Here is a 17,082-nt window from a genome sequence, read left to right on the forward strand (position 1 = left end):
AATAATGCCCTTTTTAGGAATTTCTTCAAAGATTTTGTTATCTGTGCTCACGGGAGTAGTGGGTTCTGGAGTTATTGCTGGTGCTGTAGTAGCTACAAGCAATAACAATGTAAATATTTCTGAACAACAAACAATCAGTTTAGGAAAAAACCAACATTCAACTTTTACTGTTCCTGAGGCTTCAAAAGGACAAGAAGTTGAACTAATTTTTAGGGAAGAATTAAGTAAAGGAATTGATGGAACAAAAAATCAAGAACCTTTACAAGAGCAATTAAGAGTAACTGAAGAAAAGTCTAGAACTCCTGATCAATCTTTAAGTCAAGAAATCTCTGAAAAAACTCAAAACACTCCTAAAGTAGAAGTTCAACATGAAAATCCAGAAAACAAAAGAGAAAGTTCTGTTCCCGCAACACAAAAAGTTTCAAAAACTAAAAAACCAAAAGTTAGGGATCCAGAATTAACTCCTCAAGAGAGATGATCTAAAGAAATAGTTGATAGACAAATAACTTTAGACAGTCTTTACATAGATGGAATTGGAGATGGAAGTTCAGGAGTTAAAAGTTGTGTTTTAGTTCAAAAAGGAGAAACAATAGAGGATGAAGAAGAGGAGTTAAACATACTTGAGGGAAGAACTAAATTAGGAGAAAGATATGAATCTTGTGATGGTCAAACTTTTTGATCTTCCTATAAATTTGATAATTCTTCTGGAAATGGTTTTTGAGTTAGGGGAGAAAAAGAATTAGTAAAAAAGTTATTGAAAACTAATTGAGATAGTTTGTGGCAAGCTGGCTTAACAAAAAATAAAGAAGTTAGTGAAAATGAAAACCTATTGAATGGACTAAATCTAGAAAATTGCAAAATAGAAAAAAATGATGGTCAGTGAATGGAAATTGGTTGTTCATTCGGGAAAGAGAAAGTTAGTGGATAATGGCTGTAATTAGTCTTTCTACAAAAGTAATTTCAACTTTATTTGTCAGTGTAGTTGGTTATGGGATTGTCGCAGGATCAGTAATTGCTACTAGAAAAAATGAAGGAATTGTTGAAAGGTCTTCAGCTTTTCAACAAAACAGTCATGACGATAAAGATTCAAAAGCTGAAGAAGATAATGAAAAATATTCAGAAAAAGAAAATATACCTTCTTTACCTTCAGAATCTACAAATTCAGAAGATTCAGCAGAAAAAATAGAAGAATCTTCTCCAATTCTTTCAGAACAGACCGATCAATCACAATCTTTTTCAGTTGAAATTATTGAAAGAAATTCAGATATTTCTTCCACTAATTCACTTACAGAAATTAAAGAGTTAGAACAGAAGCCTACTTCTGGAAAAAAAGTAACTAAAAAGCAAAGAAGAGAAGAGCCTTCTCTAAAAGAAAGAATTGAAACAGAAATAAAAAATAAACAAATATCTTTAGAAAGTCTTTATAAAGATGGGATTGGAAATGGAGATCTAGAAACTAAAGGATGTATTTTGGTTAAGAAAGGAGAAGAGATTAAAGAAGAAAATGAGGAAGAAGAATTAGAAATAACTGAAGGAAGAACTAAAGAAGGAGAAAGTCATGATTCATGCGATAACCAAACTATTTGATCTTCTGTTAAATCTGAAGAAACTAATGGAAAAGGATTCTGAACAAGAGGGGAAGAAAGTTGAGTTAAGAGATTAGTGAAAGTTAATTGAGAAAATTTAAGACTTGCTGGATTCACTAATAAAGATCAAATTAGTGATTCTGATGATCCTTTAAATAACTTGAAAGAAGATTTGTGTCTTTCAAGTCAAACACAAAGAGAAGGAGGTCATTGAATAGAAATTAGTTGTATTTTTGATAGAAAAACTAATTTAGAGAGAAGTAATTAATAAGTGGCTGCATTAGGTTTAACTACAAAAATCATTTCAGTTATTGTTGCGGGAGTTGCAGGATCTGGTATTGTTGCGGGCTCAATAATTTCTTCAAGCAATAACCAAGTTAAAAAAGAATCTGTAGATATAAAAGATCAAATAGAAAAAACTAAAGTATCATCTTCAGACAAATCTGATTTGTCTGTTCCTGAAGAAGATGAAAAAAGAATTGATATTTCTTCATAAGATTCTGAAATATCAAAAGATATTGGAGTTCAAAAAATTACAGAAGAAACTATTGATTCTCAAGCAACAACTGGAGAAATAAGTGATAAGGTTCAACCTCAAGTAGTTTCTTCCGTTAATGTTGAAAGTTCACTAGAAGAAAAGAAAGAATTATCTGAAACACCACTTGATAATAGTCAAGTTTCTTCCGGAGAGAGAAACAGAAATAAAAGAGAAAATTCGAGAGTAAGGGAAGAAGAATATAAGAAAAGAGATCGTTGGGATTGAGAAATAGTTAAAAGACATATTGCTTTGGAAAGTCTTTATAAGGATGGAATTGGAAATGGTAAAGAAGGATTAATTCATCAAGGATGTATTCTTTACAAAAAAGATGAAAGTATAGATGAAGATGGAGAAGAATTTGAAGAACTATAAAAGATCAGACTTATGCTTCATGTGATGGACAATCTCTTTGATCTTTAAATAGATTTGAAGAAACCAATAGAGTTGGTTTCTGAGTTAGAGGAGAAATCAATTTGGTTAATAAATTGATTAGAAAGAATTGAAGTAATTTATCTTCCCCTGGGGGTTTACAACTAGTCAAACTGATAAATCAATTAAGGGTTTACTAAGCACTAATTTGTGTAGTGTAGAAAGAAATGATGGAGATTGAATAGAAATTAGTTGTGTCGTTAAATAGTATTTTTTAAATAAGTGTTAGCCCATTTCGGGCTGACCTTATAGTTTAAAATTAAAAATTAAATGTTCTCTAAATATTAAATAATGCCCCTTTTAGGAATTTCTTCAAAAATTTTGTTATCTGTGCTCACGGGAGTAGTGGGTTCTGGAGTTATTGCTGGAGCTGTAGTAGCTGTCAGAAATAACAATGTAAATACTATTGAAAAAGTAACACAAAATAATGATCAAGTAGAAAAACCTCTTTTACCTTCCCCTAGTGAAGAAATGGAAAGAGTAGAAGTTGAAATAATCTCTAAAGGACCTTTAAATGAGATAATTGATGGTCCGAAAGATCAAAAACCTACTCAAGAAAAATTAGAGGTAAAACAAGAATCTACTGAAATTTCTGAACAACTCTTAAATTCAGAAATTTCTTCAATACAAAAATCTGATGAAGAAAATATTCAGCCTAAAAATTCTTTAGACAATAAAAAAGAAATAGTTAGTCCTTTATCTCAAGAAGAATCTAAAAAGACTTCTTCTAGAAAGGGAAGAAAAAATAGAGAACAGGAACCAATATTAAGTAATGAAGAAAAATGAGAAAAAGAGATAACTAGTCAACAAATTTCTTTAGAAAGCATTTATAAGTTTTCAGTTGGAAGTACAAGTGAAAACGAATGAAGAAAAGGTTGTGTTCTATTCAGAAAAGAAGAAAAACTTAGTGAAGATGAAGAAGATCTAGATATTATGGAAGGAAGAGTTGTAGAAGGATCTTTTGATTCTTGTGGTTGACAAACATCCTGATCATTAAATAAGTCTGAAGGAGAAAACCGAACAGGTTTTTGAGCTAGGGGAAAAATTGAATTAGTGAGTCAATTAATAAATAATGATTCAAATTGAGATACTTTGAAATCAGTTAGCTTTGTAAAAGTTAATGGAAATAAACAGGGAGTGGAAGGATTAAATACAGATTTATGTAATGTAGATAAAAAGAGGAGTGATTCTTGAGTAGAAGTCGGCTGTGTAGCTAAAGAAAGTTAATAAATGGCCTTACTAAGTTTTTCTACAAAAATTATTTCTGGCGTAATAGCCAGCATTGCTGGTTCCGGAATTATTGTTGGGAACTGTTTTAGCTACTAGCAATAACAAAGTAGAAGTTTCTGAAAATAATGATTTAAAACATCAAGAGACTGCTAAAGAAGATGTCTTTTTTTCTCCCCCTTCTTCAGGTGAGGAAATAGAAATTATTATTAAAGTTCCTCCGAAAGGAGAGGAGGCTTCTCTTGATGTAGAAAATAAGAGAGAAATTGGAGAAATCTTACCTAAAAAAGATTCTGAAACTCCAAAACAATCTTTAGAAAAACAAGTAATTTCTCCAAAAGAAAATACTTTACCCAAAAAATCTGAAATTCAAGTAGAAAAAAATTCTCGAAGACCAAGAAGAATTAGGGAACACAGAGAAGAATTAACTGGAGAAAAGAAGTGAGAAAAAGAAATTGGCGATTATCAAATTTCTTTAGAAAGTATTTATAAATATGGAGTTGGTGATGGCAGTTTATCTGAAAAAGGTTGTATTTTCTATAAGGAAACTGAAGAAGTTGATGAAGATAGTGGTCTTGACATTACTGAAGGAAGATCAAGAGAGCATTCTTATGATCCTTGTGAATGACAAACAAATTGATCTTCTAGTAGAGCCGAAGGGGAAGATAAGACAGGTTTATGAGTTAGGGGAAAAACTAATTTAGTTAATAAATTACTAAGAAAAAATTGAAATGATTTATTTGTCGCAGGATTTGCAAAAAATAAAGATATTTCTGTTGAAACAGAAGATTCAATAAGTGAATTAAAAGATTCTTGCAAAGTTGTAAAAAAGGAAGATAATTCTTGAGTTGAAATTAGTTGCATCCCTAAAAATTAATTAATTTATGGCTTTATTAAGCCTTTCAGCCAAGATTGTCTCTGGCTTGATAGTTAGTGTTGTTAGTTCAGGAGTTATTGTTGGAACTGTATTAGCTACCAGCAATAACAATTCAAAGAATGTTGAAGACTTTAAGTTACAACCTCAAAATCCAATAGAAAAAGGTATAGGGCAAAAAAGAGAAGAAAAATTAAACCCTTCTGAAGAAGTTTCAGATAAAGGAGTAAAACAAGGTGTTTCTGAAAGTGTAAATAGAGAACTAGAAGTTGAGGTAGTGCTTTCTACCGAAGCTTTAGAAAAAGTAAAAATAGAGCCAGAAATTATTTCTTCTGAAAGTATTTCAGGGCTAGATTCTCAAAAAACTAGAGAAGAAGATCTTCAAAGTCAAACTCTACCTAAAGAACAAAAAGTTAACGAAGATATTAGCTCCCCTAAGGGAACTAAGGGAAAAAGAAAAGTTAGGGAGCCTCAAAAAGAATTAAGTGATAGAGAAAGATGAGATCAAGAAATATCCAAATATCACGTATCTTTAGAAAGTCTTTACAAGTTTAGAGTTGGTAGAGAAGATCAAGATCAATGAGGAAGGGGATGTATCTTGTATAAGGGAGATGACATTGTCGGAGAAGATGATGATTTGGAGATAACTGAAGGAAGAACTGAACAACATTCTTATGATTCTTGTAGTTGGCAAACATCTTGATCTTCGAATAGATCTGAAGAAACCAATAAAGTTGGTTTCTGAGTTAGAGGTAAATCTGATTTAGTAAATAAATTATTAAAGAAAAATTGAGATGAATTAAAAATAGATGGATTTACAGAATCTAAAGAAGATTTAGTTGATTCTGAGGAGAATCCTATTAGTAAATTAAGTAAAAAAGTATGTTCTTCTCTAGAGAGTGAAAATGGTTCTTGAAAAGAAATTAGTTGTGTTATCGGAGAAAATAATTTCTCCAAAGAAAGTTAATTAATTTATGGCTTTATTAAGCCTTTCGACCAAGATTGTTTTTGGACTAATAGCTAGTGTTGTAGGATCGGGAGTTATTGCTGGAGCTGTTGTAGCTACAAGCAATAAGGGAATAGTAAATAATGTTGAAGGGGAAAAACCTTCCTCTGAAAATTTAGGAACAGATGATAGTTCTTCTGGAAGTGAAAACAAATCAGATTCAGAAAAAAATAAATCTGAGGATGAAGTTCGAGAAGATGAAGAAGAGAAAAAAAGACAACGTACAGAAGAAATTGACACTAAATCTCCTGAACCAGAAATCTCTCCTATCGAAGAAAAGGGTGATAGTTCAACTCAAAAGAACAATCCCATTACTTCTTCAGAAGAAAGACATGATGAATTATTAGAAGTTGAAAATGGTGAAGAAAGTAATGATGATCAAGATCCAGTTTCAGAAGATTCATTAGAGAATCAAGAAGGAATTGACCAACTTCAAATATCGGATGATTTTGTAGAACAGGAAGAGAGCGAAGAATCTAAGAAATTAAAAGAAGATGCAGAAAATGAAGAATTTGAAAATATTGGAGTTAAGTTAGAAGTTGTTTGGATTTATCAAAGTGTTGGGAAAGATAGAATGTGTTTTTTGTCGAAAACAGGTGTTGAAAAATCAACACCTGTACTAATGGATTTATTAGATAATGAGGAAGAAGGTCAGTCTTCAACTGATGAATGCGATCAAGAAACTACTTGATCTGGAAACAGAGATGTTTCAGATCTAAAAGATAATAAGGAGGCTATTTGAGCTAGAGGCGAAGAAGAAAAAGTAAAAGAATTTATTGATAAAAATTGGGAAAGCTCCTTAAAAGCTTCTAGATATGTAACTAAAAATAAACCTCAAACTGATGAAGAAAGAATAAAAGAATTGAAATTAACAGATAATTCTTGTGAATTATCTAATAAAGAAGTAGGTTCTAAAAAAATGTTGGAACTTTCTTGCATCTTGAAAGAATATAACTTCAATAGAAAATAACAAAATAATTAAACAGCCCTAGAGAGGGCTGTATTTAAGTAAAAAAACACACCAATAAAATCTAATGAGCCAATTTAGTAGTAGTTAATAATGCCCTTTCTTGGCAGTCTATCTTCAAAAATATTGTCAACTTTAGTAGTGGGTGTTGTTAGTTCAGGAGCTATTACTGGAGCAGTAATAGCTACTAGAAATAAAGAAGTAATTAATAATGTTGAAGAAGTTATTCAAGAACCTAAAAGTGAAGGAAAGGGAAATAAAGGAGATTCTAGCGAAGAAGAAAGAGATGAAGAAAAACTAGAGATCTCGGGAGAACAACAAGAAGATCAATCTTTAGAAAGATCAGATCCTAGCGCAAAAGAAATAAATATAGAAGAATCAAAGAATGAAGATTCTGACATTGTTCAACAAAATATTGTTGAACAAGAGGAAGTAAAGCATGATGTTCTGGAGCCAACAAAAATTAATAATGAACCTCAAGAAGATTTAAAGGGAGAATATCAATTATCTGATGATCCCGAACCTGAAAAAGAAAGTGAAGATTCTAAAAAACAAAGAGAAAGAGAAGAAATTGATCAATTAGGAGTTAGATTGGAAACAGTTTGAATTTATGGAGAAAGTAATAGTAAATATAGAGTTTGTGAATTTTTATCTAAAGATGATGGAAAAGATACAACAATTCTTATGGATTTATTAGAAAGTGATAATGATGATGAATGCGAAAAACAAACAGTTTGATCGGAAAATAGACATATTTCCGATTTAGGAGAAAATAAAGAAGCTATTTGAGTTAGAGGTGAAGGTAAAGAAGTGAAGAAATTTATAGAAAAGAATTGAGAGGATTCAATCAAATCCTCTGGTTATGTAGATAAAGAAAAAAAGAAACCAGAAACTGATGAACAGAGATTAGTAGAAATAGATTTGGAAAATAATTCTTGCAAAATAGATTATCAATCTTGAAGTGAACATCAAGATTGAATGGAATTAACTTGTATTCTCAAAGAATATAAGAATTCCAAAACCTTTAGGTAATGGCTTTTTTAAGTAGTTTTTCTCCCAAAATACTTTCTACTTTAGTGTTAGGAGTTGCAGGATCAGGAGCTATTACTGGAGCAGTAATAGCTACTAGAAATAAAGAAGTAATTAGTAGTGATGAAAGTGCAAACCCTGATTTAGGAGACGTCAGAAAATCTCAAGAAGACAATACTCCTTCTGAAGGTTTAGAAAAACTTAAAGGACAAAATTTCGAAGAAGATCAGCACTTAGGGAAAGATTTAGAGACAAATTTATCTAAAGAACCTTTGACCTCAGGACGAACTGATAAAGAAAATATTCAACCACAAACACCCGAATTAAATGAAGAGCATAATAATCCAGAAACTAATTTAGAAGCTCAGGGAAAAGAAGAAGTTAAAGAGGAAAAAGAGGATTTAAGTTTAGGGAATGAAAGTGAATTTCAACATAAATCAGTTCAAGAGAATAACAATCAACCCTCCCCACAAGAACTTAGTTCTAGTTCAGAAAATGAAAAAGAACTAAGAAAACAAAAGGAAGAAGAAATAGCTAAAGAAGATAAGGAATTTAGGGATAAAGAAGTTAGATTAGAGGCTGTTTGGATTTATCAAAGTGGAAGTAGTAAGGAGAAAATGTGCATTCTCCTTAAAAAAGGAGATAACAAGAGAATTCCTGAATTAATGGAATTAATAGATGGAGATGAATCTGAGAAGGGTGAATTTGTTGGAAGTGAAGATTGTAGAGATGAAGAAACTTCTTGAACAGAAAATAGAGATGTTTATATATTGGGAGAAAATAATCAAGCTTTATGAGTTAGAGGAGAAGAAACAGAATTTAAATCATTTATTGATTCCAATTGAAATGATTTATTAAAAGGTACTGGTTTTGTCGAGAGAGAAAAAGAAAAACCATCTACTGAAGAAGAAAGAATGAAGAAATTAGAGTCAGAAGGACATTTTTGCAAAATAACTCATAAAGAACTAGAACAACAAAAATGAATTGAATTAACTTGTTTGTCTAAATAATTAGTTAATAGTGGCTGTTCTAGGTAGTTTATTTTCAAAAATAATTTCAGGTTTAGTAGTTAGTGCTATTAGTTCAGGAGCTATTACTGGAGCAGTAATAGCTACAAGTAAAGGTTTTGAGCAAAATGTTGAGTCTCAAAATTTACAAGATATAAATTCAAAAGATTCTTTTTCGCCAAAAATAATTGGTGAAGAAAGTTCTCAAAATGAGGGCTCTCAAGCCCAAAAATTAGATTTAATGGATAAACAAAAAACAGAAATTGAAGGTTCTGGATTTGAATCTACTCAAATGGATTCAGAAAATGAAACTACAAAAGTTAAAACTACTTCAGAACTTAAACAAGAAAAAAGTACTAGCTATAAAGAAAAACCATCAGCAGAATCTGAAAATTATGCATCAGAAGATCTAGGAATTCCCGATAATTTAGAGAATCAACAAGTAGAAATTTCAGAAGAAGAAAAACAAAGAAAAGAAGTTGAAGAATTAGAAAGGAAGAAAAAAGAGTTAGAGGAACTAAAGAAGAAATATAGAAAAGAAAGAGAAGAAAAGCAGATTTCTTTGGAAGTTGTACTAATAAATAGAGATGGAGGATTTAAAAATTCTCCAGATAAACATTGTCTTTTATACAAAGACAATGATTTATTAGAAAAAGATATTGATGTTTCTAATGCGACAGACTCAGATGAAAGTTCTAAATATTGCGATTCAGGAACAGCTGTAACTGAATGGGCAGAAAATAAAGAAATTAATAATGAAGAAAATGAAGAAGGTTTATGAGTTAGAGGAAAGAATGAAAGTATTGTTAAGTTTTTTTTGAATCTAATTGAGATTCTCTCTTAAAACCTTCTAAATTTGTTAAGAAAGAATTGAGTAAACCCAATTCATTTTCTGTTAGTTCATTCTCTGATCATTTAGATTTGGAAATTTGCCAAATAGAAGAACAAAAAGGGGAATGATTTGAATTTGGTTGCCTTTCTAGGAGAATAAAAAATTTTCAATCTTAGTAGAAATTTCTTTTAAAAAAGCCCAGTAAGGGCTGGGAAATATTTATTACTTTTTGTAAAAATTCACTATTAATTTAGTAAGTAGAATTATTAGGAAATACCCATGAAATTATTAGGTAAGATCTTCTCTACTTTATTTATTGGTGCCCTTGGAGGGGGCACCATAACAGGAGTAGTTCAATTAGTGAATAATGGGAATGATGAAGTTAAGGATTCTCGCGAAAATAAAGATCATTTGTTCCAGAAAGAACAAAAACAACATCATCCTTCTGAACCCAATCATGTTGTTTTTCCCGAAGGAGAGAATAAGGATACTTTTGATACCGAAATAATTTCTTTGGAGGAGATCCCACCTAAAGGTCAAGAGAAATATCCTTTTTCGGAATCATCATCTTCTAATCAATTAGATATGAATGACAAGAATTCTGAGAAAGATGATCCTATTGAGATAGATGGGATAACTTTAGAAGTCAAAGATCAAGAAAATCTTCCTACTGAAATGGATTTAGAAGAAAATTCGAGAGGAGACTTTTCTGAACAAAAAAAATTCTCCGGAAGAAGAGAAGACTGAAATTTTATTGCTTAAAAAACAAAAAGAAATGGAACAAAAGAAAAAACAATATGAAGAAGAAATAAAAAATAGAAATATTTCTTTAGAGGTTGTATGAGTAAATAAGACAGATGGATTTGCAGAAAAAGCTTGTTTTTCTTTGACAAATAAAAAATCAGGAAAAGAGATTCCTGATATTTATGAAATGTCAGAAGATGCGGAAGATTGTGATGATCAAGAAGGAATAGTTTCTTATTGGTCTTATGACAAAGAAATAAATGAAAATGTTGAGGGGTTATGGGTTAGAGGTGAAAATAGTAAGGTTAGAGAATTATTTAAGAAAAATTGAGACAATTTTTCAGGATCAGACATCATAAATAAGGGGAAAAAGGAATATTCCTTTTCTTCAATTGAAATTGAAGAATTATTGAATAAAGAGATTTGCAAAATAGTTGAAAAGACAAATAAAGAAGTAGACAGTTGATTAGAAATTGAATGTTTAATTAGTCAGGAACACATCAATGCAAAACAGGAAAGGAACAAATTAAGAAATTCATATACTTCTTCGAATAGAAGAAGTTAGAAATGATTTGAACTACTTTAACTAAATCCTTGCTTTCCGTAGTGTTACTGGGTTCGGTTGCCGGTGGCGGTTATGGATTTATGAAATTAACTCAAGAAGGATTACTCCCAAATAAAAATGTTGTAGATTCAGGAGATAAGGGCAGTGGAAGTTCATCAATTTCAACTGATCATTCTTTTCCTGAACAACAGAATAGTGAAGAAGGAGTTAACTCCTTTAATTCCGGCCCTTCAACAGGAGATAGAGCTCAGACAAAAGAAGAAGGAGAAAGAAAGGAAATTCAAGACAAAGTAGAAACTCAGGTTAAAGAAGTAGATTTAAAAAATGATTCTTTAAGATCAAGTCGTCTTGCCAGCTTGCAAGAGGACAACTGAAGGGAAGGAGATACAGGACTTTAGTTAATAAATAAGAAATTTTTTCCCCTTATAAGGGGAAAAGAATTAAAAACTATACTTTTAAACCTAACTAATAAAAGTTAGTAGGTCTAAAGTAAGTTAGTTAATGTCTTTCTTTAGTAGTCTAGCTAATGTAGCTATTAACACTTTTATGAGTGCTGGAGCTATAGCAGGAATGGGAAACAACAATAGACAACAACCTAAAACTCAAGCAAGAAAGGAAAGTAGTTCTGAAGCCACTATAAGAACTACTTTTCCGAAAACCATTATTCTCGAAAAGAAAGAAAATAACAAGAAACAACAAGAAAAATCAATTCATCCAGATGTAGAAACTTTTATAAGAAGAATTGACAAGAAAAAAGATCCTTCAAAAAATTGAACTGTAGAACAAATGATTGAGAATGAACAATACTATGAAGAAGATATAGAAAGATTTGGAATTATTTTGGAAACTGTTTGATTTAGAAAAAAACCAGGAAGAACAAAGTGAAGTAGACACTGCACTTTGTTAACTGATACTATTCACAACAAACAGTTTGAAAAAGTAGCTCCAATTCTTCAATGAGAAGCAGATAGTTATGATGAACAATACTCATGTGGAGTAGTACAAGCTCAAACATATTGAGCTATTAATTTAGTGGATAACAATGATCAAGAAGGAGTATGAATTAGAGGTCAAGTGTACCATATTGAATATTTATTTGAAAAGAATCAAGATTTATTGACAGGATATTCACTCCTTAGAGATGTAGATAAGGAGTGAAAACCTTCATCTCCTAGTCCAGTTACTTGTGAAATTATTAAAGAAAGAGAAGGAGGGAGTTGACTAGAAATTAAGTGTGTTAAAAAAGATTCTTCCCCTTAATTAAATAGAGGTAGCAGCCTGTAAGGCTGCAATTAACTAAAACTTTTTAAAATCTAGTGAAATTTATTAGTTAGTTTATGGCTTTACTAGGTTTATCTAGTAAAGTTTTTTATTCCATAATTATTGGAGTATTAGGGAGTGGAGCAATTGCGGGTTCTGTATTTGCTAGTAATGTTCTTGGAGAAACCAATAACAACAATTTATTAGTTGTTGAAGGGGATAATGATGGAAATTCTGGAGAAAAAGTTCCTCCTACTTTACCTCCACCTCCTCCAGAAATTCCTTCTTTAGGAGATAAAGATGACACGGATTTAGAAGATCTTGAAAAAGAAGATCTTGATGAAAAACCTGAAAGTAATAATGATCCTGCAAATCAAGTTAGTTCTGATTCTTCCAAAAAATCTGTAGATTCAGGGAGAAAAGAAAGCCAACAGCAATTTCTAATTTCTTCAGAAGTTCGGGAGGAAAGTGATAAAGGGGAAGACTTACAACTAAAAAATTATTCTTCAGATTCAGAAGATATAAGTGAATCTGAAGAATCTAAAAATAAAAGATACGATGAAGAAAGATTAAGGGAAGGAATAGTTTTAGAAACCCTTTGAATTTTTAAGACTGGAGGAGGATCTTCAGAAGAAAATAGAAGTTGCACTTTATTAAAGAAAGGGGAATCTAAAAAGATTCCCAATATTATTGAGAAGCAAGAAGAGGAAGAAGAAACAGGTAAATCTTGTGATGATTATGATGCTGTAACTTCTCAATGATCGGATGAGAAAAGAATAGATGACAAAATAGAAGGTTTTTGAGTTAGAGGAGAAAATCAATTAGTTAAAGAGCTAATTAAAGAAAACTGAGGAGACAGAGATTTATTCAAAATCTCTGGTTTTGCAGAAAAAGAAAAAACATTACCAGAAAATATTTCTGATAATTTAGGAGAATTATTTAAGGAAACCACTACTTGTTCAACGAGAATTCTTCAAGAACAAAATTGAATTGAATTATCTTGTCTGATTAATTCAATAAATCAATAATTTAATTAAGTTATGTGATTTTCTAAAGTTTTTCTTTCTTCTTTAGCTTTAGGATCTATTGTTGCTGGAGGTAGTTATTACGGATTATTTGGACTAACAAATAAAGAGAAACTCAATAAAAATGAAGGAACTATTGTTCCTTCTGAAAATGTAAGAACAAATGTTTTAGGAAATAATAATTCCGGAAAACAAGATTTCAATACTCAAAAGAATATTTATTTAGAAGGAATTTGAAAATTCAAATTCTCTAGAGAAGCAAAAATTCAAAGAAATTGTTTTTCAATAAAAGAAAGTGATTCAGAAAAGAAAATACCTAATATAGCTAAAGAAAAAGATTTAGAAGATCTTTGCGAACAAATTGAAGAAAAATGAACTAAAGAAAAGGACATGAACCACTTAGAAAGTGGTTTTTGAGCTAGAGGTAAAGCTAAAGCAATTAAAGATTTAGTTGAAACGAATTGACAAAATTTGTTGTTTGAGGTTGGATTTGTAAAAACTAAAGAAAAACTTTCTACTCCTGAGGAAAAATTACAAGTTTTTAAACAAGCTTGTAATGTAAACAATGAGAAAATTTCTGAAGATTGACTAGAAATATCATGCTTAAAAAATTGAAATTAATTAACACATTTAAGTAGTTCACTTTAGACCTTTTTATAATTTCTTCTTAGACCAAGAAGAAATTGTGAGGTCTTTTTTAAGAATTTTGTTTATAAATAGGTAATTTAATTAGTTAAATTGCTGAAATTTTCACTATTCGGACTGGGAACAGTGGTCAGTGGAGGAGGCCTCTTAGCCCATTCTTATTCAGATTCAGTATTTCCTTTTTTCGGAAAGAAAGAAATATTTAAACAACCAGATAAAGTGATTAATCCAAATGATCTTGTGGATTTTTATAAGAGTCAAGGAATAAGTGAAGAAGATTTGCTAGTTTATGAATACTTATGAATTGATGGAGATAAAGAGTGTTATCAAAAAGTTAGATTACAAAATGGTCAAGAAGCAGAAGAATTTAAATTAACTGATTGTTCTCGTTGAGATGCAAAAAACAAAGAAATTAATAAAAAAGAAATAGTGCTAAGAGTTGAGCCGAAAGATATAAATCAAATATTAGGAAAGTGAATGGAAATAAATGATGGTTTTAAAAATGATCTTTCAGAAGAGCAAAATAAAAACTTCAAAGCTAAAGGAAATGAAGATGACTTTAGCTTTGATTGCAATAAAAAGCCAATAAATAAGAGAGGAAAAAGCAACAAAGTGGAAGTTCATTGCATTGAAAAGAGAACCTTTAGTTTAGTTCCAGACCAGAAATAAAGTAAGTGTTAAAAATTACTAAAGTTCTTCTATCCCTTTTAGGGATAGGAACTTTTGGTAGTAGTGGTGGTTACTTAGCTTATTCTCATTCAAACTCAATATTTCCTTTTTCCAAACAATTTGGAATACTTCATGAACCTTCTAGACCTGCAGATTCTGAAGATTTAAAGAGTTTTAAGGAAGGTTTAGAAAAGGGAGAAAATATTTTGATTTATGAGTATTTAAAAATAGATGGAGAAACTGAATGTCTTCAAAAAATTAAGTTAAAGGATCAATCTGAATCTCAAAGTTTCAAGACTAGTGATTGTTCTCATTGAGGTCAAGAAAACTTAAATGAAAATCAACGAATAATAATAGTTAGATCTAGTCCTGAAGATCTGAATAATATTCTTGGAAGTTGATTGATTGTTGAAGGAGGAAATGGATTTGAACAAAATATTTCAAGAGAAGAGGGCAAAAAATTAAAAGCAAAAGGAGAAGGAGTAGACTTTACATTTACTTGCGATAAAAATCCTATGGATCAAGAAAATCAAAAAGGAAAAGTAGAAGTTAAGTGTTTGCTGATTTCAGATAATCAACAAGAATCAACAGGTTAGCCCTTAAAGAATAAAAGTGATAAGAACTACTAAAGTTCTTTTATCACTTTTAGGAATAGGAACAATAGGTAGTGGTGGAAGTTATGTTGCATATTCTTTTTCAGATTCTTTTCTTACTTTTGGACAAAAATCAAGAGAAATTAGTCAGGCAACCACTTTAGATTCAGAGAATCTTAAGGATTTAACTGAAAGAATACAAAAAGGTCAAAGTACTCTAATTTATGAATTACTAAAGAAAGATGGAACTGATAAAGAGTGCATAAAGAGAATTAAGGGGGAAGAAGATAAATCACAAGATTTTCAAGATAAAGATTGTGTAGGTTGAGATTTAAGTAAGCTGGGAGAAAATTTAGAGAATAAAAAAATTATTTGGGTCAAATTGGTTGACCCAAATCAAACAAATAGTGTATTGGGACAATGATTTGAAACTGATGGAAATAAAGGATTTCAGCAAAATAAAGATTCAGAAAATAAACAATTAAAAGCTAAAGAATCTGGAGATGAAACAATTACTTTTAGTTGTGATAAAAGTCCAATAAGTTCTGAGGGAAATTTGACAGTTGAAGTTAAGTGTATTTTGGAATTACAGAATTCCAAAACAGAATAAGTTAGTTTTTAGCCAATAAAGTGGTAAAAGCTGTTAAAGTGCTTTTACCAATTCTAGGATTAGGAACTTTTGGAGGAGGTAGCTTTGCTGCCTATTCTTTTTCTGATACCTTATTTCCTGAAAATAGAAAACTAAAAGGAATTGGTAGCTCCACTACTTTGGATTCAAATGACTTACAAGATTTGAAAGGAAGAATAAGTTCTGGAACGAGTACATTAATTTATGAATTCTTACAAATAGATGGTGAAACAAAAGACTGCATTAAAAGAGTTAGAGAGGGTCAAGAATCAGAACCTAAAAATTTTCAAGATAGTAAATGTGAAGGATGAAATTTAAGTGAATTGGGAAATAACAATAAAAGAGTTATATGAGTCAAATATTTAGATCCTGAACAAATTAATAACACTTTAGGACAGTGATTCCGAATTAATAGTGGGGAATCACAATTCAAAAACAATACTGAAGCTGAAGACAAGAAGTTAATTTCTGGAAATTCTGATGATGACTCCATTACTTTTGAATGTAAGAAAAGTTCAATGGAGTCATCTTTAACAGGAAAACAGAAAGTAGAAATTAAATGTATAGAAAGTTCAAATAATGTTTCTGGACCAACAACTTAAGAGATCAGAATGATAAAAGCAGCTAAAGTGCTTTTACCAATTTTTGGATTGGGAGCAGCTAGTGGTGGAGGCCTAGCAGCTTATTCTTTTTCGGATTCATTGTTTACTACTATGAATCCTCTAAAAACAGTTAAAGCAGCAACTGTTTTAGACGGCAAAGATTCAGAAGACCTTAAAGAAAACATGAAATCGGGACAAGTAACTTTAATTTATGAATCTTTGAGATCGGATTATGGAAATAATGAATGTGAGACAGTAGTTAAGGAGGCAGATAAAGAAGAACATAAAAAATTTCAAAACAATAGTTGTGAAGGGTGAGATACTAATGGTTTAGAAAAAAATAAAAAATCAATATGAGTTAAGTTAGTTGATGCTAGTCAAGTCAATAAAGCCTTAGGCGAATGACTTGACACTGAAGGAAGTAAAGGATTTAAAACCAATACAGATCAGGAAAGTAAAAAACTTTCCTCTAGAAATTCTGTAGATGAAACAATTTCTTTTCAATGTGAAAAGAAATTAATAAATCCAGTTGGAAACTTAAAAGTAGAAGTTAAGTGTTTTGAAGAAGTAAAGCCTTTAACTCAAGCTTTAGAAAGTTAAAAAATAAATAATTTTTTTCACAAAATTTACTAAAAAATTTTTGTAATTTAACACAAAAAATTAACTACTAACTTTTTCTAGAAAAGGGACTTTTTAGTCCCTTTTTAAGGAATTAAAAAATTTATTTAAATCTTTCCTTAACTAATTAAACAATATGTAATTTAAGGAACAAAAACACATATAAAAAGGGATATTTTTATCCCTCCTTTTTCCTCTCAGAAAAGCCAAATTTATTGGCTCAAAAAATAAATTTCTA

The 17,082-nt window shown here is 30.5% G+C and carries 22 protein-coding genes; all 22 read left to right on the top strand.

All coding sequences use genetic code 4. The features are described from left to right. Positions 1-4: 4 nt before the first annotated feature. The 22 genes from MSU_RS00200 (at position 5) to MSU_RS00300 (ending at position 16,826) form a co-directional block, all read left to right on the top strand. Positions 5-928, top strand: a complete 924-nt coding sequence (locus tag MSU_RS00200; protein ID WP_013609566.1) for a hypothetical protein — start codon at positions 5-7, stop codon at positions 926-928. Then, positions 928-1,854: a hypothetical protein gene (locus MSU_RS00205; RefSeq protein WP_013608741.1), complete on the top strand. Its 927-nt coding sequence runs from the start codon at positions 928-930 to the stop codon at positions 1,852-1,854. Before MSU_RS00200 ends, MSU_RS00205 begins: the two co-directional genes overlap by 1 nt. A gap of 3 nt (positions 1,855-1,857) precedes the next feature. Next, positions 1,858-2,082: a hypothetical protein gene (locus MSU_RS00210; protein WP_043885130.1), complete on the top strand. Its 225-nt coding sequence runs from the start codon at positions 1,858-1,860 to the stop codon at positions 2,080-2,082. Between the two features lie 291 nt (positions 2,083-2,373). After that, the gene (locus MSU_RS04880) at positions 2,374-2,496 is read left to right on the top strand and encodes a hypothetical protein (RefSeq protein ID WP_272941032.1); all 123 of its coding nucleotides are present in this window, start codon (positions 2,374-2,376) and stop codon (positions 2,494-2,496) included. A gap of 348 nt (positions 2,497-2,844) precedes the next feature. Beyond that, positions 2,845-3,780 (top strand): hypothetical protein, encoded by a 936-nt coding sequence (locus tag MSU_RS00215; RefSeq protein WP_013609570.1) that lies wholly within the window; start codon positions 2,845-2,847, stop codon positions 3,778-3,780. 73 nt (positions 3,781-3,853) lie between these two features. Further along, positions 3,854-4,657 carry a hypothetical protein gene (locus tag MSU_RS00220; RefSeq protein ID WP_148221822.1) on the top strand — a complete coding sequence of 268 codons (804 nt, stop codon included), beginning with the start codon at positions 3,854-3,856 and terminating at the stop codon, positions 4,655-4,657. A 7-nt stretch (positions 4,658-4,664) separates the two neighbouring features. Then, entirely contained in the window at positions 4,665-5,621 is a 957-nt protein-coding gene (locus MSU_RS00225) for a hypothetical protein (protein WP_013609572.1), read from the top strand. 7 nt (positions 5,622-5,628) lie between these two features. Further along, positions 5,629-6,630: a hypothetical protein gene (locus tag MSU_RS00230; protein ID WP_013609573.1), complete on the top strand. Its 1,002-nt coding sequence runs from the start codon at positions 5,629-5,631 to the stop codon at positions 6,628-6,630. Positions 6,631-6,720: 90 nt separating this feature from the next. Then, the gene (locus MSU_RS00235; RefSeq protein WP_013609574.1) at positions 6,721-7,659 is read left to right on the top strand and encodes a hypothetical protein; all 939 of its coding nucleotides are present in this window, start codon (positions 6,721-6,723) and stop codon (positions 7,657-7,659) included. Then, a complete protein-coding gene (locus MSU_RS00240) occupies positions 7,659-8,666 on the top strand; it encodes a hypothetical protein (RefSeq protein WP_013609575.1) in 1,008 nt (335 codons plus the stop codon). Before MSU_RS00235 ends, MSU_RS00240 begins: the two co-directional genes overlap by 1 nt. A 10-nt stretch (positions 8,667-8,676) precedes the next feature. Then, positions 8,677-9,507 (top strand): hypothetical protein, encoded by an 831-nt coding sequence (locus MSU_RS00245; protein ID WP_013609576.1) that lies wholly within the window; start codon positions 8,677-8,679, stop codon positions 9,505-9,507. Between the two features lie 267 nt (positions 9,508-9,774). Then, positions 9,775-10,257: a hypothetical protein gene (locus MSU_RS00250; protein WP_013609577.1), complete on the top strand. Its 483-nt coding sequence runs from the start codon at positions 9,775-9,777 to the stop codon at positions 10,255-10,257. Further along, a complete protein-coding gene (locus MSU_RS00255; protein ID WP_043885131.1) occupies positions 10,250-10,804 on the top strand; it encodes a hypothetical protein in 555 nt (184 codons plus the stop codon). Before MSU_RS00250 ends, MSU_RS00255 begins: the two co-directional genes overlap by 8 nt. Before the next feature lie 41 nt (positions 10,805-10,845). Further along, positions 10,846-11,202: a hypothetical protein gene (locus MSU_RS00260; RefSeq protein ID WP_148221823.1), complete on the top strand. Its 357-nt coding sequence runs from the start codon at positions 10,846-10,848 to the stop codon at positions 11,200-11,202. Positions 11,203-11,305: 103 nt separating this feature from the next. Continuing rightward, the gene (locus MSU_RS00265; protein ID WP_013609580.1) at positions 11,306-12,064 is read left to right on the top strand and encodes a hypothetical protein; all 759 of its coding nucleotides are present in this window, start codon (positions 11,306-11,308) and stop codon (positions 12,062-12,064) included. A 77-nt stretch (positions 12,065-12,141) separates the two neighbouring features. Continuing rightward, the gene (locus tag MSU_RS00270; protein ID WP_013609581.1) at positions 12,142-13,092 is read left to right on the top strand and encodes a hypothetical protein; all 951 of its coding nucleotides are present in this window, start codon (positions 12,142-12,144) and stop codon (positions 13,090-13,092) included. Between the two features lie 12 nt (positions 13,093-13,104). Then, the gene (locus tag MSU_RS00275) at positions 13,105-13,710 is read left to right on the top strand and encodes a hypothetical protein (RefSeq protein ID WP_013609582.1); all 606 of its coding nucleotides are present in this window, start codon (positions 13,105-13,107) and stop codon (positions 13,708-13,710) included. A 117-nt stretch (positions 13,711-13,827) separates the two neighbouring features. Continuing rightward, entirely contained in the window at positions 13,828-14,403 is a 576-nt protein-coding gene (locus MSU_RS00280) for a hypothetical protein (protein ID WP_013609583.1), read from the top strand. Positions 14,404-14,408: 5 nt separating this feature from the next. Then, positions 14,409-14,999 (top strand): hypothetical protein, encoded by a 591-nt coding sequence (locus MSU_RS00285; RefSeq protein ID WP_013609584.1) that lies wholly within the window; start codon positions 14,409-14,411, stop codon positions 14,997-14,999. A gap of 16 nt (positions 15,000-15,015) precedes the next feature. Continuing rightward, a complete protein-coding gene (locus MSU_RS00290) occupies positions 15,016-15,606 on the top strand; it encodes a hypothetical protein (protein WP_013609585.1) in 591 nt (196 codons plus the stop codon). 38 nt (positions 15,607-15,644) lie between these two features. Next, positions 15,645-16,226, top strand: coding sequence for a hypothetical protein (locus MSU_RS00295; protein ID WP_237696895.1), 582 nt, complete (start codon positions 15,645-15,647; stop codon positions 16,224-16,226). Between the two features lie 9 nt (positions 16,227-16,235). Continuing rightward, positions 16,236-16,826 carry a hypothetical protein gene (locus MSU_RS00300; RefSeq protein WP_013608755.1) on the top strand — a complete coding sequence of 197 codons (591 nt, stop codon included), beginning with the start codon at positions 16,236-16,238 and terminating at the stop codon, positions 16,824-16,826. Positions 16,827-17,082 lie beyond the last annotated feature (256 nt).

It is taken from the genome of Mycoplasma suis str. Illinois, from assembly GCF_000179035.2.
Lineage (GTDB): Bacteria > Bacillota_I > Bacilli_A > Mycoplasmatales > Mycoplasmoidaceae > Eperythrozoon_A > Eperythrozoon_A suis.